We start from the raw sequence: 12,739 nt of genomic DNA on the forward strand, positions 1-12,739 counted from the left end.
GATATGTCGCATCACTGGACGCAGACCTGGAGCTTCTTCAACGGCGAATGGCAGGAGGGCAACATCCCGATCATGGGGGTGCGCACCCATGCCGCCTGGCTCGGCACCTCGGTGTTCGACGGCGCCCGCGCCTTCGAGGGGGTGACGCCCGACCTCGCCCAGCATTGCGCGCGGGTGAACCGGTCCGCCGTCGCGATGGGCCTGAAGCCTCTCGTATCGGTGGAGAAATGGGTCGAACTGACCCATGAGGGCATCAAGCGCTTCGCGCCCGGCGCCGCGCTCTACATCCGCCCGATGTATTGGGCGGAATATCCCGGCGCGCGCACGGTCGATGCCGACCCGGAATCGACCCGCTGGTGCCTCAGCCTCTACGAGGCCGGCATGCCGAGCCCCGACCACGGCACCGCGATCACCCTGTCGCGCTACCGCCGCCCCACCCTCGAATGCGCCGTCACCGACGCCAAGGCCGGCTGCCTCTACCCGAATAACAGCCGGGCGCTGGTGGAAGCGCACGCCCGCGGCTTCGACAATGCGGTGCTGTGCGACATGATCGGCAATGTCGCCGAGCTCGCCACCGCCAATGTGTTTCTGGCAAAGGACGGCGTCGCCTTCACCCCGGCGCCGAACGGCACCTTTCTCGCCGGCATCACCCGCACCCGCACGGCCGGCCTGCTCCGCGCGGCCGGCATCGAGGTGGTGGAGGGCGCGCTCACCTGGCGGGATTTCCTGGAGGCGGACGAGATCTTCTCGACCGGTAATTATTCCAAGGTGACGCCGGTCACGCGGATCGAGGCGCGCGATCTCCAGCCCGGCCCGGTCTATCGCCGGGCGCGCGAACTCTATTGGGAGTTCGCCCATTCCTGAGGTGTCCCACCCCGCCCCGCTTCCCGCCCTCGACACCCTCGTCGAGGGGGTCCGCTCCGGCCACCGGGCCATGCTCGCGCGCGCCATCACGCTGGTGGAATCGCGCAAGCCGGCGCACCGCGCGCAGGCGGGCGCGCTGCTGCAGGCGCTGCTGCCACAGACCGGACGCGCCATCCGGGTCGGCATCACCGGCGTGCCGGGGGTGGGCAAGTCGACCACCATCGATTCACTCGGCAGCCATCTGATCGCGCAGGGCCACAAGGTGGCGGTGCTGGCGGTGGACCCCTCCTCTTCGCGCACCGGCGGCTCGATCCTCGGCGACAAGACGCGCATGGGGCGGCTGGCGCTGGAGGAGCGTGCCTTCATCCGCCCCTCGCCCGCCGCCGGCACGTTGGGCGGCGTCGCCGCGCGCACCCGCGAGACGATGCTGCTGTGCGAGGCGGCGGGCTATGACGTGGTTCTGGTGGAGACGGTCGGCGTCGGCCAGTCGGAGACGGCGGTGGCCGACATGACCGACACCTTCCTCGTGCTCATGCTCCCCGGCGCCGGCGATGAATTGCAGGGCATCAAGAAGGGCATCATCGAGCTGGCCGACATCGTCGCCGTGAACAAGGCCGACGGCGCCAACCTCCCCCGCGCCCGGGCGGCCGCGAGCGAGTACCGCGCCGCGCTGCATGTGCTGGGCGGGCGCGAGCCGTTCTGGTCGACGCCGGTGCTCACCTATTCCGGCCTTACCGGCGAGGGCATCGCCCCGCTGTGGGACGAGGTGCTCAAGCACCGCGCCCGCAGCGAGGCGGCGGGGGCGTTTGGCACACGGCGCAGCGCCCAGCAGGTGAAATGGATGTGGACCCTGTTCGACGAGCGGGTGCGCGAGAAGATGCGCGCCGAGCCGGCGCTGCGGACGCGGCTGCCGGCCATCGAGCACGCCGTCGCGGCCGGAGAGCTGTCGCCCACGCTCGGCGCCGCGAAGATCGCTGCCCTCTTCGGCTGGGCGGACAGTTGAGGCCTTGGGCTCGCAAAAAAGCCGAAATGATGGAAGAATATTGAAGAGAACGGCGGCGGTTCCTGGTCGGCACCGAATTGGCAAGCCCGACCAGAAGGAGTGACGGATATCATCATGCAAGATCTGCCCACGCTGTCAGGCCAGCGCGTCTTCGTTGTCGAGGACGAGACGCTGGTCGCGATGATGATCGAGGGCATGCTTGAGGAACTGGGCGCGACGGTCGTCGGCAATGAATCGCGCTTCGACGATGCGCTGAACTTCGTTGCCGCGCGCCATGGCGAGATCGATGTTGCCATGCTCGACCTCAATCTCGGCACCCGCCACAGCTATGACATCGCCGAGGCGATCGCCAGCCACGGCATCCCGATCATTTTCTCCACCGGCTATTCCGACAGCGCCATCGATGCCGCCTGGCGCAATTGTCCGGTGCTGAACAAGCCGTTCCAGCTCGCCGATCTGCAGGGCGCCCTCTCGCGGGCGCTGGACAAGCGCGCCGCCTGATGCCTGCCGGGCGCGTTCCTTCTTCGGACGCCGCCCCTCTCACCGCCCCTACTGTGCTCATCACCGGCTTCGGCCGCTTTCCCGGCATGCCGGCCAACCCGTCCGCCCGTCTCGCCCGGCTGCTGGCGCGCGGGCGCCGCCTTGCGGGAATGCAGGTCGCGCTGCATCTGCTGCCGACGCGCTGGGACGAGGCGGCCGTCTTCCCCGCCCTGCTGGAGCGCGCCGCGCCCGATATCGTGCTGATGCTCGGCGTCGCCGCCCGGCGCCAGCGTGTGTCGATTGAACGCATCGCGCGCAACGCCACGGGCGTGTTTCCTGATGCCGCCCACCGCCGCCCCGCCAGCCGCCCGCTGCAACCCGGCGCGCCGGCAGAGCGGGCGCTGACCGCCCGGCCGGCACCGCTGCTGGCGGCGCTGCGCATGGCCGGGGTGCCGGCGCAGCTCTCGCGCCATGCCGGCCGCTATGTCTGCAATGCGCTGGCCTGGAGCGCCTATGGCTGGGCACGGGCCGGGTGCCGGGGCGATGGCGGCCCGCGCCTGGCCGTCTTCGTCCATGTGCCGCTGCCGCGCCCGGGCCGGCTCGCGCCGGCGCGCCTCGCCCACGGGCTGGAGGCGCTGCTCGCCGCCCTGCTGGCCCAGTTCCACCAGAGCCGCCCGCGCGGCTGAGCCCGCGATCGAACGAAAAGGCGGATGCCGCGACGCGCGCGACCTCCGCCCCGTTCGGTGTCGAAGCTCTCAGAGCTGGCGCTCAGGGCTGGCGCTCGGGCACCTGCACCGTGACCTTCATCGAGGCGTACCACGCCGCGAGATTGGCGATGTCGGCATCGCTCAGGTCCTTGGAGACCACCGTCATCATCTCGTTGACGCGGCGGCCGGCGCGGAAATCCTCCAGCGCCTTGGCCAGATAGACCTCCTGCTGGCCGGCGAGGTTCGCCGCCGTCGGCAGCTGGGCGATGCCGTCGGTGCCGTGGCAGACGGCGCATTGGGCGGAGGCCCTGGCGCGTCCGGCCTTGGCGTCCTGCGCCATGGCGGGCACGCAGCCGAGCGCCACCGCCAGCAGCGACGCGCAGATCATTCGTTTCATCGATTGTTCCCGGCAAGAAAAAGATGTGCCCCCGCGCCCGAAGGCGCAGGGGCGAGGCTGCGGCCCGCTTACTTCTCGTAGGAGATGCGGTAGATCGCCCCCGACGTGTCGTCTGCTACCAGCAGCGAGCCGTCATTGAGCTGCGCCACCGAGGCCGGACGGCCGAGATATTCGCCTTCGACCAGCCAGCCCTCGGCGAAGGGCTCGGTCTTGGCGGCGGTGCCGTCCTCGTTCAGCGTGGTGAACATCACCCGCGCGCCGACCGGGTCGGTGCGGTTCCACGAGCCGTGCTGCACCGAGAAGATGCCGCCGCGATACTTCGCCGGGAACTGCTTGCCGGTATAGAAAGTCATGCCGAGATCAGCGGCATGGGCGTCCATTTCCACCTGCGGATTGACCGCGTCGGCCGGCGGCGTCTGGTCCTTGTATTCGACGGTGCGGACAGTGCCGCCGCCGAAATAGGGGAAGCCGAAATTCTGGCCGAGCTCGGTGGAGCGGTTCAGCTCGCCGGGCGGGATGGTATCGCCCATGCCGTCGACCTGATTATCGGTGAACCACAGGGTCTTGTCCTTCGGGTTGAAGTCCATGCCCACCGAATTGCGGATACCCCACGCATAGACCTCGCGGTTCTTGCCGTCGCGATCCATCCGCACGATGCCGCCAATGCCGGCCTTCTTGTAGAGGTCGAATTTCTCCGGCGCGAACACGTTGAAGGGGTTGCCGAGCGTGATGTAGAGCTTGTTGTCCGGCCCGATGCGGCAGACGCGGGCCGTGTGGTTGTAGGATTCCTCGCCCGGCGGGATCAGTTCGCCCTGCTTGACGACCTCGAAGGCAGCGACATCCGGCCCCTCATAGAAGAACTCGGCCGCCGGGAACAGCAACACCCGGTTCTGCTCGGAGACGAACAGGAAGCCGTCCTTGGAGAAGCACACGCCGTGCGGCAGCTTGAACTGGATCGAGGGCGCGAACACCTTGACCTCGTCGGCGACGCGGTCCTTGTCACGGTCAGTGACGGCCCATACCTTCGACTTGCGGGTGCCGACGAACACCACGCCAGTGGTCGGGCCGACCGCCATCTCGCGTGCGTCAGGCACGATGGCGTAGAGCGCGATCTTGAATCCGTCCGGCAGCTTGATGCCGGCCAGAGTCTTGTTGAACGCATCCACGCGCGGGCCGGTCTGCGGCACCGTTTCCATTTCCATGGAGGCGCCGGTCTGCTGGAAGTTCGAGAGCTTCTGCATATTGTCGGTCGACTGGGCCTGGGCCGAAGCCGACAGCATCAACGCGCCCGCGAACATGGTAGATGCGAGAAGCGCCGCGTTGCGCGAACCGCGCCGAAAAAGAGACATGGGGTTTCCTCCTGGACATGCCGGACCTCGTTCGGATCCGTTGACGCGGCACGCTAGCATGCCTCAGGCAAACGTTAAGTCAGCAAAGCTGGCGTATCCTGCACTAAATCAACTTGGCGGACAAAAAATATTACCACGTCAAAAAATGTATTATCCCACTACTACAACAGGCGACGCAATACTGCCCGACATTATCTTTGATAATGTATTATAGCACCAGCGCAGAACTGGGCCGGCCTCCCTGCCGACGACCGGCGTTAAATCCTTGTTGGGCGAATCCTGCTATGGCCTGTCGACGCTCCCGACGCTGCCGGACCTGCCCGTGACGATCTATCTGCCGATAGCGGAACTGCCGGTGAACATCTTCACGCTGCTGGCGCTGGGGATTGCGGTCGGCTTCATCTCGGGCATGTTTGGCGTCGGCGGCGGCTTCCTGATGACGCCGCTGCTCATCTTCCTCGGCGTGCCGCCGGCGGTGGCGGTGGCGAGCGTGTCCACCCACATGGCCGCCTCCTCCTTTTCCGGCACGCTCACCTATCTGCGGCGCCGGATGGTGGATGTCCGATTGGGCCTGATGCTGCTGGCCGGCGGCCTCACCGGCACGCTGGCGGGCGTGGTCGCCTTCATGCTGCTGCGCCGGCACGGCCAGCTCGATCTCGTCATCGCCGTCACCTATATCGTGATGCTCGGCACCATTGGCTCGCTGATGGTGGCGGAGAGCCTGCGGGCGCTGCTGCGCGAATGGCGCGGCGAGAAGACCAATGTGAAGCGGCCGGGGGCGCATCCCTGGTTCCTGCGCATGCCGTTCAAGATGCGCTTCCGCCAGTCGCGCATCTATGTCTCGGTCATCCCGGTGGTGGTGATCGGCTTCGCCATCGGCTTTCTCGGCGCGTTGATGGGCATTGGCGGCGGCTTCATCCTGGTGCCGGCGCTGATCTATCTGCTGCGCGTGCCGACCCTCACCTCCATCGCCACCTCGCTGATGCTGACGCTGGTGACGATGACCGCCGCCATTCTCATGCACGCCGTGCTCAACCAGACGGTGGACGCCGTGCTGGGTCTCGTGCTGATGGTCGGCGGCACCATCGGGGCGCAGTTCGGCGCCCGCGCCGGACAGGCGATGCCGGCGGAAAAGCTGCGCCTGCTGCTGGGCCTGCTGGTGCTCGCCGTCGGCCTGCGCGTCGCTGTCGACCAGATCGTCACCCCGGCCGATTTCTACGCCGTCTCGATCGATGAGGCGGCGCGATGAAACGCCTCGCCGCGCCGCTGCTCCTCCTCGCGCTGGCGCTGGCCGGCGGCGATGCGCGCGGCGCCGAGCTGGTGCTGTCGCTGTCCAAGGCGCGCGTCACCATCACCTCGAACTTCACCGGCGACACGATCGTGCTGTTCGGCGTCATCGCTCCCGGCGAGGCGGCGACGCCGGCCCGTCCCCAGGATGTCATCGTCACCGTGCGCGGGCCGAGCGAGAGCTTCACCACCTGGCGCAAGGAGCGCTTTCTCGGCCTGTGGGTGAATGCCGACAGCCGCAGCTTCCTTGCCGCGCCCTCCTATCTCGCCGTGCTCGCCAACCGCGACCCAGCGCTGATCGCCGGATCCGAGATGCTGCGGCAGGAGCAGGTAGGGCTCGACAATAACCGCCTGCTGCAACGGATCGGCTCGGACTATGCCGATGTGGTGCCGCAGGACCCGTTCCGGCAGGCGTTTCTCCGCGTGAAGCAGGCGCAGGGACTGTATTTCGAGCGGCCGGCGGGGGTCGAGTTCATCGCGCCCAACGTTTTTCGCGCCACCATCCCCCTTCCGGGAACCGCCCCGATCGGCCCTTATGAGGTGGTGGTGAAAACCTTCGCCGACGGTGCGCTGATGAGCCGGGGGGCGCTGCGCCTGGAGGTGGCGAAGATCGATTTTGAGCAGACGGTCGCCACCACAGCGCAGGACCATCCCTGGCTCTACGGCCTCGCCACCGCGCTCATGGCGCTCGGTGTCGGCTTCATCGCCAATCTCGCCTTCCGGCGCGACTAGATCGTTTGCTTTATCGCGTTTTCTTCACGCGAACCGGTACCCACTTCGCTCGAAAACGCTCCGCGCCTCACAGCATAGGCTCGGGGGCGAGGGCCACGCCCGCCCGCTCCAGCACCCTTGCGGCCTGCAGCGCCTTGTCCTCCCGCCACGGGGCGGCGATGAGCTGCACGCCGATCGGCAGGGGCTCGCCCGTGGGGATGGGCGCGGCGGCGACCGGCAGGCCGATGAAGGAGATCGGCTGGGTGTAGATGCCGATATTGGGCCGCACCAGCATCTCCCGCCCGTCGAGCACGAAGCTGGTCTGCCCGCCGCGCGGCGCCGGCACCGGGGTCGAGGGCGCGATCAGCACGTCCCAATCGGCGAACAGCTCCAGCGCCCGTTCGCGGAACCAGCGGCGGAAGATCTGCGCCCGGGCGATCCACGTCGCCGGCAGCACCGCCCCCGCCAGCAGGCGCTCGCGCACCGCCGGGTCGAAATCGTCGGGTCGAGCGCGCAGCCGCCCCTCATGCAGCGCCGCCCCTTCCGCCATCGAGATGAGATAGGCCGCCGCCCGCGCCCGCTCCACCTCCGGCAGTTCCACCGTCCGCCTCGCGCCCAGCGCCTTGGCGGCGCGGGCCACCGCCTCATAGGCCTGGGGCGTGCCCTGCCGGGCGAACCAGCCGCCGAGCACCGCGACCTTGAGGTCGCCGGGCGAATCGAGGCGCGCCAGCGTCGGCTCGGCAGGCTGGTCGGCAAGCGCGGGATCGTCGGGATCGGGCCCCAGCAGCGCGTCATAGCTGGCGGCGAGGTCGCCGACATGGCGGGCGAAGGGGCCGAGATGGTCAAGGCTGGCGACGAAGGGAAAGCTGCGCGCCCGCGACAGCCGCCCATAGGTCGGCTTCAGCCCGAAAATGCCGCAGAAGGACGACGGCACCCGGATCGAGCCATTGGTGTCGGAGCCGAGCGCCAGTGGCACCAGCTTGCCACCCACCGCCGCCCCCGAGCCGCCGGAGGAGCCCCCCGACATGTGCGCGGGGTCGTGCGGGTTGGCGGAACGGCCGTCATGCACATTCTCGCCGGTGAAATCATAGGCATATTCGCCCATGTTGAGCCCGCCGAGGCACACCGCCCCGGCCGCGTTCATCCGCTCCACCAGCGTCGCGTCACGCGGGGCCGGCGCCCGGTCGCGGTTGATCTTGGAGCCCGCACGCGTCGGCAGGCCCTTCAGATCGAACAGGTTTTTCGCCGCGAACGGCACGCCGGCCAGCGGGCCCAGCGCCTGCCCGCTGGCGCGGGCGGCATCGAGCGCGTCGGCCTCGGCCAGCGCGCGTTCGCGCGTCACATCGGTGAAGGCGTTCAGCACCGGGTCGACCGCCGCGATCCGCGCCAGCGCCGCCTGCGTGACCGCGCGGGCGCTCACCCGCCCCTCGCGCACGGCCGCCGCCAGGTCGCAGGCCGGCCCGGCGAGCAGGGTCGCGGCGTCGCTATCGACAGGCATGGGCGCGCTCATGGCCGGTAGACCGGCGCCGGCTCGGCCTCGTCGGGCAGCGGAAAATCCGTGACCAGCGCGGCCATCGCCATCGCGGTTTCAAGATGCATCAGCACGCGCGGGCGCAGCTCCGGCTCCAGCTTCAGCGCCGCGATCTTCAGCCCGGCATCAAGCAGCGCCCCACTCCCCGATTCGTCCGCCGGCCCTGTCTGCATGCGATGCCTCCCCGGCTGTGCGCCTGTATCCGTCCCGCTCATACAGGAAGCATGCCACGCGCCATCCGCCGCCGCGAGGCCCGCCACCGCTGGCCGGAGGGCGGGTTGTCCACGGCGTTTGCGGAAGCGTGCGCGGTGGCCTTGCAAAGCGCCGGCCGCCAAAGTAGGTTCCGCGCCGTTCTGGCACGCAGCTGTAGCTCAGTTGGTTAGAGCGCCGGTCTGTGGAACCGGAGGTCGGTGGTTCGAGCCCACCCAGCTGTACCAGAATTCCCGTCGCCCCTATCCTCTTCGCCGGATGGTGTCGGCGCGCCCCGGGCGCGCCGCACGGGTGCCGTGTTCGCAGGGCCCTCGTGCGTCGGCCGGCGCATCGGCGCATAGGTGGAGTCGCGGCATGGCGCGCAACCCGGTCTTCGTCTTCGGCTCGAACCTCGCCGGCATCCATGCGGGCGGGGCGGCGCGCTGGGCGCATGACAACCGGGACGCCGAATGGGGGGTCGGCTTCGGCCTCACCGGCACCGCCTTCGCCATTCCCACCAAGGACTGGGACATCGAGACGCTGCCGCTGCCGGAGATCCAGAAATATGTCCGCCGCTTCCTGAAATTCGCCGCCGCCCGGCCGGACCTCACCTTCCAGCTCACGCCGATCGGCTGCGGGCTTGCCGGCTACACCCCCGCCGACATCGCCCCGATGTTCAGGGACGCCTCGGCCAATGTGATGCTGCCGGACGAGTTCAAGGCCGCCCTCGGCCAGCAGGGCGCGGGCGAATAGGCCGCGCGAACGCCCTTCAGCGCGTGTCGCAGATATAGAGCGACATGTCGGCGCCGGCGGCGCGCAGCTCCAGCCACACATCCGGGCGCACCCGCACCCGCCCGCCCCTTTTGCGGGCATAGGCGAGGGCGAACGCCTCGGCGGCGCGCACCCGCTCTTCGTTCAGTGGCGGCGATGCGGGAATCGGGCGCATCAGCGTCGGGGGGGAGATCAATGTCATCGGCACGGCCTCCTCGCTGGGGGTCCTGTGCCATGCAAGCGGCCGGCCAGCCTCCCCGGCCGGCCGGCGGGCGCGCTCAGGGCGCCAGAACCTCGGCGCCGGCGCTTGCCTTGGGATAGGGCAGCTCGGTGACGAGCCGCGCCGCCGGCGTGGTCTGCGCGAACAGCGGGGCGAGATCGATGGTGAGGTAGTTCAGCCGGTTGTCATAGTCGGCGATCATCAGCCGGTTGTGGGTCAGGTCCTTCACCACCACCCACTGGGTGTAATCCGAGACCATCGAGCCGTCCGCCAGCCGCGACTGGGCGATGCCGAGCGGGATGTCGACATTGTTCAGGATATGGGCGACCGCCTGCACCGCCGCGCCGGCATCCGCCGGCTCGGTCACGCCGTGGCGCAGCAGAGTGGCGCGGACAAAGCGCGACGGCGGCGTGTAGTCGCCGGGAAGTCCGATCAGCCCGCCGCCCTGGCCGAGTTCGGTGACATTCGTCGTGCCGACCTCGCGGGCGGGGACGCCCACCGTGCTCAGGCTGAGATAGTTGCGGACATTGGTGAGGTGCCAGTCATAGGTCGGCGCGTTGGTGAGCACATGGGCGACATTGTCGTGGATCTGCACCTGCCCATCGACATATTCCACCACCATGCCGGCGCCGGAACGGTCGACGAAGACGAAATGGATGGTCGGCGGCGTCGGGCCGCTCTGCAGCGTGTCGTCCGCCCACACCTTCATCGCCGGCAGCGCCGCGCGCAGTTCGGCCACGGTGGCGAAGCTGCCCAGCGCCCAGGAGCCGAAGGTCAGCACCGTCTGGTACTGTTTGTCGTCCTTCGTCACCGTCTGGTACTGGGTGAAGCCGGGCAGGAAATTGCCGCTCATGGAGAGGCCTTCGGAGTTCTGCCCGTCGAGCAGCGCCCCGCCGGGAATGATGCCGGCATTGACGCCGACCACCGCATATTTGGTCGCCACCTTGTGGGCCGGCAGGCCCAGCGCGGCGGGGGCGATCAGCGTCAGCTCGGTGCCCTTGGGCTGGCTCACCAGCTGCCATTTCATGTCGAACGCCCATTCCATGGTGCGGCCGGCGATGACGCTGCCATCCTTGGCGACGAGATCGACCGCCGTGCAGGCCAGCGACATGTTGACGGAGGCGAGCAGCGCCAGAGTGGTGGCGAGAAGCTTTTTCATCGTCTTCCTTTCCGGTTTGCGTGTCGTCGACCCACGGCGGACAGGTAAGGCCATCCGGCAGGCCTGTCGCTTCACATCTTACGTTTTGCTTGCGCCGAGCCCGCCGGCGGCCGGCAGCAACCATCCGGAAACGCAAAAGCCCGGCGCGGACGTCGGCCTCAAAACGCAAAAGCCCGGCGCGGACGCCGGCCTTAAACGCAAAAGCCCGGCGCGGACGCCGGGCCTGGTTCTTCGCGCGGGTGCGGGCGCCTCAATGGGCGAGGAACAGCGGCACCGTCATCCGCTCCAGCATGTCGCGGGTGACGCCGCCCAGCACGAATTCGCGCAGCCGCGAATGGCCGTAGCCGCCCATCACGACGAGATCGATCTCCCGCGCCGCCACTTCCTTCAGCAGCACGTCGGCGATGCTCTCGCCGGCGGTCGGCACCAGGTTGCGCAGTTCCACCGTCTTCTCGTGCCGCGCCAGATGGCGGGCGAGATCGGCGCCCGGCAGGTCGACCCCCTTCTTCTTCAGCGGCTTGCCGGTATCGACCACCACCGCCTCGACCAGATGGGCGTGGCCGAGCAGCGACCGAGCCTCCGCCACCGCGCGGGCCGAGGTGCGGCTACCATCCCACGCCACCATGATGCGCTTGGCCGAGAACGGCTTCTGCTGCTTGCGCGGCACCACCAGCACCGGCCGGCCGGAATCGAACAGCACCGCCTCGGTCACCACATCCTCCGGGCCGAGCCTGTCCGGGTCGGCCTGGTTGACGATGGTCAGGTCGTAGAGGCGGGCCATCACGCCGATCTGCTCGGCCGCCCCGCCCGGCGTGCCGTCGATCAGGCGCACCTCGCCGGTGAGGCCGAGCGAGCGTGCCGCCTCGCCGAAGCGCTCCACCGAGGTGCGGGCCTGGCGCTGGCCCTCCGCCCGCTGCGCCTCGATGAAGTCGGTGGAGAAGGCTTCCGTGTAGACCGGCGGCACGTCGATCTCGTAGCTCACGGCGACGCCCGTCAGATGCGCGTCGAGCGCGGCAGCGGCAGAGACCGCATAATCGCCGGCGACGTCTTCCGTAACGTCGCCCACGCGCAGACTGACGAGAATGTCCTTGATCATCTGGTTTCCTCCACAGTGTTGATCACGACTTTTTTGCCTCTCAAGAAGTGTGGCTGCATTGATGGCCGTCAAGTCTTTACGAACCCGCCATCCCTGCCGCAGCCAGCCCCTCGCTGGCGCTAGCGTCGCGCATTTGCCGGGCGGCGGCTATAAGGGCTGCAACGCATACAGGAATCGCTTGCAGCACTCGCCGGGCAGGAATCTCCCCATGGCCGCCATCGGGCGCGCATTTGCCGTCATTCTCGTCCTGCTGGGCCTGTGGGAAGCCGCGGTGCGGCTTCTCGCTGTCCCCGCCTATATCCTGCCCGGTCCACTGCGCATCGGCATGACAGCGTGGAACAATGCCGGCGTGCTGGTCCACAATGCCGGCATCACGCTGGGGGAAATGCTGCTGGGGCTGCTGTGCGGCTCGCTGCTGGGCATCCTCTGCGCGCTGGCCATGGCCGCCTCGCCGCTGGCGCGCCGCGCCATGCGGCCAGTGCTGCTGGTGGCGCAGGCGCTGCCGGTCTTCGCTATCGCCCCGCTGCTGGTGATCTGGTTCGGCTTCGGCCTCGCCTCGAAAATTGTGATGGCGAGCCTCATCATCTTCTTCCCGGTCGCCTCGGCCTTTCATGACGGGCTGGCGCGCACCGAGCAGGGGCTGGTCGATCTTGCCCGGCTGAACGGCGCCGGCATCTTCAAGACCCTGCGCTTCATCCGCATTCCCGCCGCGCTGCCGGCGCTGGCCTCCGGGCTCAAGGTCGCCACCGCCGTCGCCCCCATCGGCGCGGTGGTCGGCGAATGGGTCGGCGCCTCGGCCGGGCTCGGCTACCTCATGATCTATTCCAACGCCCGGATGCAGACCGACATGGTGTTCGCCGCGCTCGCCGTGCTGCTGGCGATGGCGCTCATCCTGTTCACGCTGGTGGATCGCGGCCTCGCCCGCCTCCTGCCCTGGGCGCCGGAAACCACCGGAGAGAACGCGCCCGCCTGAGC

15 protein-coding genes and 1 tRNA gene are annotated in these 12,739 nt (G+C 68.7%); 9 read left to right on the plus strand and 7 right to left on the minus strand.

What is annotated here, in order from left to right:
* The first annotated feature begins 3 nt into the window (after positions 1 to 3).
* The 4 genes from J2S76_RS08310 (at position 4) to J2S76_RS08325 (ending at position 3,033) form a co-directional block, all read left to right on the plus strand.
* Positions 4 to 864: a branched-chain amino acid aminotransferase gene (locus J2S76_RS08310; RefSeq protein WP_307059363.1), complete on the plus strand. Its 861-nt coding sequence runs from the start codon at positions 4 to 6 to the stop codon at positions 862 to 864.
* Between the two features lies 1 nt (position 865).
* Positions 866 to 1,867 carry a methylmalonyl Co-A mutase-associated GTPase MeaB gene (gene meaB / locus J2S76_RS08315; RefSeq protein WP_307059365.1) on the plus strand — a complete coding sequence of 334 codons (1,002 nt, stop codon included), beginning with the start codon at positions 866 to 868 and terminating at the stop codon, positions 1,865 to 1,867.
* A gap of 114 nt (positions 1,868 to 1,981) precedes the next feature.
* Positions 1,982 to 2,368 (plus strand): response regulator, encoded by a 387-nt coding sequence (locus J2S76_RS08320; RefSeq protein ID WP_307059367.1) that lies wholly within the window; start codon positions 1,982 to 1,984, stop codon positions 2,366 to 2,368.
* Positions 2,368 to 3,033, plus strand: coding sequence for a pyroglutamyl-peptidase I (locus J2S76_RS08325; RefSeq protein ID WP_307059369.1), 666 nt, complete (start codon positions 2,368 to 2,370; stop codon positions 3,031 to 3,033). Before J2S76_RS08320 ends, J2S76_RS08325 begins: the two co-directional genes overlap by 1 nt.
* Before the next feature lie 82 nt (positions 3,034 to 3,115).
* Here the strand turns inward: J2S76_RS08325 and J2S76_RS08330 are convergent, their stop codons facing one another.
* Together J2S76_RS08330 and J2S76_RS08335 are read right to left on the minus strand one after the other, a co-directional pair.
* Positions 3,116 to 3,451: a c-type cytochrome gene (locus J2S76_RS08330; RefSeq protein ID WP_307059371.1), complete on the minus strand. Its 336-nt coding sequence runs from the start codon at positions 3,449 to 3,451 to the stop codon at positions 3,116 to 3,118.
* A gap of 68 nt (positions 3,452 to 3,519) precedes the next feature.
* Entirely contained in the window at positions 3,520 to 4,800 is a 1,281-nt protein-coding gene (locus J2S76_RS08335) for a PQQ-dependent sugar dehydrogenase (RefSeq protein WP_307059373.1), read from the minus strand.
* Positions 4,801 to 5,122: 322 nt separating this feature from the next.
* On the opposite strand from J2S76_RS08335, the gene J2S76_RS08340 reads away from it, so the two are divergent.
* Both J2S76_RS08340 and J2S76_RS08345 read left to right on the plus strand, forming a co-directional pair.
* Positions 5,123 to 6,049, plus strand: coding sequence for a sulfite exporter TauE/SafE family protein (locus J2S76_RS08340; RefSeq protein ID WP_307060196.1), 927 nt, complete (start codon positions 5,123 to 5,125; stop codon positions 6,047 to 6,049).
* Positions 6,046 to 6,819: a TIGR02186 family protein gene (locus tag J2S76_RS08345; protein WP_307059374.1), complete on the plus strand. Its 774-nt coding sequence runs from the start codon at positions 6,046 to 6,048 to the stop codon at positions 6,817 to 6,819. Before J2S76_RS08340 ends, J2S76_RS08345 begins: the two co-directional genes overlap by 4 nt.
* A gap of 67 nt (positions 6,820 to 6,886) precedes the next feature.
* On the opposite strand, the gene J2S76_RS08350 is transcribed toward J2S76_RS08345, so the two are convergent.
* Both J2S76_RS08350 and J2S76_RS08355 read right to left on the minus strand, forming a co-directional pair.
* Positions 6,887 to 8,296: an AtzE family amidohydrolase gene (locus J2S76_RS08350; protein WP_307059376.1), complete on the minus strand. Its 1,410-nt coding sequence runs from the start codon at positions 8,294 to 8,296 to the stop codon at positions 6,887 to 6,889.
* Between the two features lie 8 nt (positions 8,297 to 8,304).
* Positions 8,305 to 8,502 carry a DUF4089 domain-containing protein gene (locus J2S76_RS08355; protein WP_307059378.1) on the minus strand — a complete coding sequence of 66 codons (198 nt, stop codon included), beginning with the start codon at positions 8,500 to 8,502 and terminating at the stop codon, positions 8,305 to 8,307.
* A gap of 187 nt (positions 8,503 to 8,689) precedes the next feature.
* On the opposite strand from J2S76_RS08355, the gene J2S76_RS08360 reads away from it, so the two are divergent.
* Positions 8,690 to 8,766, plus strand: a tRNA-His gene (locus J2S76_RS08360).
* A gap of 127 nt (positions 8,767 to 8,893) precedes the next feature.
* On the plus strand, positions 8,894 to 9,271 hold the full coding sequence (locus J2S76_RS08365) for an A1S_2505 family phage non-structural protein (RefSeq protein ID WP_307059380.1): 378 nt from the start codon (positions 8,894 to 8,896) through the stop codon (positions 9,269 to 9,271).
* Positions 9,272 to 9,287: 16 nt separating this feature from the next.
* Here the strand turns inward: J2S76_RS08365 and J2S76_RS08370 are convergent, their stop codons facing one another.
* From J2S76_RS08370 to J2S76_RS08380, 3 genes are all read right to left on the minus strand, one after another.
* Positions 9,288 to 9,491, minus strand: a complete 204-nt coding sequence (locus J2S76_RS08370) for a hypothetical protein (protein ID WP_126279673.1) — start codon at positions 9,489 to 9,491, stop codon at positions 9,288 to 9,290.
* A gap of 76 nt (positions 9,492 to 9,567) precedes the next feature.
* Positions 9,568 to 10,668 carry a choloylglycine hydrolase family protein gene (locus J2S76_RS08375; protein WP_307059384.1) on the minus strand — a complete coding sequence of 367 codons (1,101 nt, stop codon included), beginning with the start codon at positions 10,666 to 10,668 and terminating at the stop codon, positions 9,568 to 9,570.
* A gap of 250 nt (positions 10,669 to 10,918) precedes the next feature.
* Positions 10,919 to 11,764 carry a universal stress protein gene (locus J2S76_RS08380; RefSeq protein WP_307059388.1) on the minus strand — a complete coding sequence of 282 codons (846 nt, stop codon included), beginning with the start codon at positions 11,762 to 11,764 and terminating at the stop codon, positions 10,919 to 10,921.
* 208 nt (positions 11,765 to 11,972) lie between these two features.
* On the opposite strand from J2S76_RS08380, the gene J2S76_RS08385 reads away from it, so the two are divergent.
* Positions 11,973 to 12,737 (plus strand): ABC transporter permease, encoded by a 765-nt coding sequence (locus J2S76_RS08385; RefSeq protein ID WP_307059390.1) that lies wholly within the window; start codon positions 11,973 to 11,975, stop codon positions 12,735 to 12,737.
* Positions 12,738 to 12,739: the final 2 nt, after the last annotated feature.

The sequence above is a fragment of the Ancylobacter vacuolatus genome, from assembly GCF_030813595.1.
Lineage (GTDB): Bacteria > Pseudomonadota > Alphaproteobacteria > Rhizobiales > Xanthobacteraceae > Ancylobacter > Ancylobacter vacuolatus.

Bases quoted from the DNA above. Each gene is read 5' to 3' on its own strand.
- J2S76_RS08310 (WP_307059363.1), top strand. From the start codon at position 4: ATGTCGCATCACTGGACGCAGACCTGGAGCTTCTTCAACGGCGAATGG.
- J2S76_RS08320 (WP_307059367.1), top strand. From the start codon at position 1,982: ATGCAAGATCTGCCCACGCTGTCAGGCCAGCGCGTCTTCGTTGTCGAG.
- J2S76_RS08325 (WP_307059369.1), top strand. From the start codon at position 2,368: ATGCCTGCCGGGCGCGTTCCTTCTTCGGACGCCGCCCCTCTCACCGCC.
- J2S76_RS08330 (WP_307059371.1), bottom strand. From the start codon at position 3,451: ATGAAACGAATGATCTGCGCGTCGCTGCTGGCGGTGGCGCTCGGCTGC.
- J2S76_RS08335 (WP_307059373.1), bottom strand. From the start codon at position 4,800: ATGTCTCTTTTTCGGCGCGGTTCGCGCAACGCGGCGCTTCTCGCATCT.
- J2S76_RS08345 (WP_307059374.1), top strand. From the start codon at position 6,046: ATGAAACGCCTCGCCGCGCCGCTGCTCCTCCTCGCGCTGGCGCTGGCC.
- J2S76_RS08350 (WP_307059376.1), bottom strand. From the start codon at position 8,296: ATGCCTGTCGATAGCGACGCCGCGACCCTGCTCGCCGGGCCGGCCTGC.
- J2S76_RS08355 (WP_307059378.1), bottom strand. From the start codon at position 8,502: ATGCAGACAGGGCCGGCGGACGAATCGGGGAGTGGGGCGCTGCTTGAT.
- J2S76_RS08365 (WP_307059380.1), top strand. From the start codon at position 8,894: ATGGCGCGCAACCCGGTCTTCGTCTTCGGCTCGAACCTCGCCGGCATC.
- J2S76_RS08370 (WP_126279673.1), bottom strand. From the start codon at position 9,491: ATGACATTGATCTCCCCCCCGACGCTGATGCGCCCGATTCCCGCATCG.
- J2S76_RS08375 (WP_307059384.1), bottom strand. From the start codon at position 10,668: ATGAAAAAGCTTCTCGCCACCACTCTGGCGCTGCTCGCCTCCGTCAAC.
- J2S76_RS08380 (WP_307059388.1), bottom strand. From the start codon at position 11,764: ATGATCAAGGACATTCTCGTCAGTCTGCGCGTGGGCGACGTTACGGAA.
- J2S76_RS08385 (WP_307059390.1), top strand. From the start codon at position 11,973: ATGGCCGCCATCGGGCGCGCATTTGCCGTCATTCTCGTCCTGCTGGGC.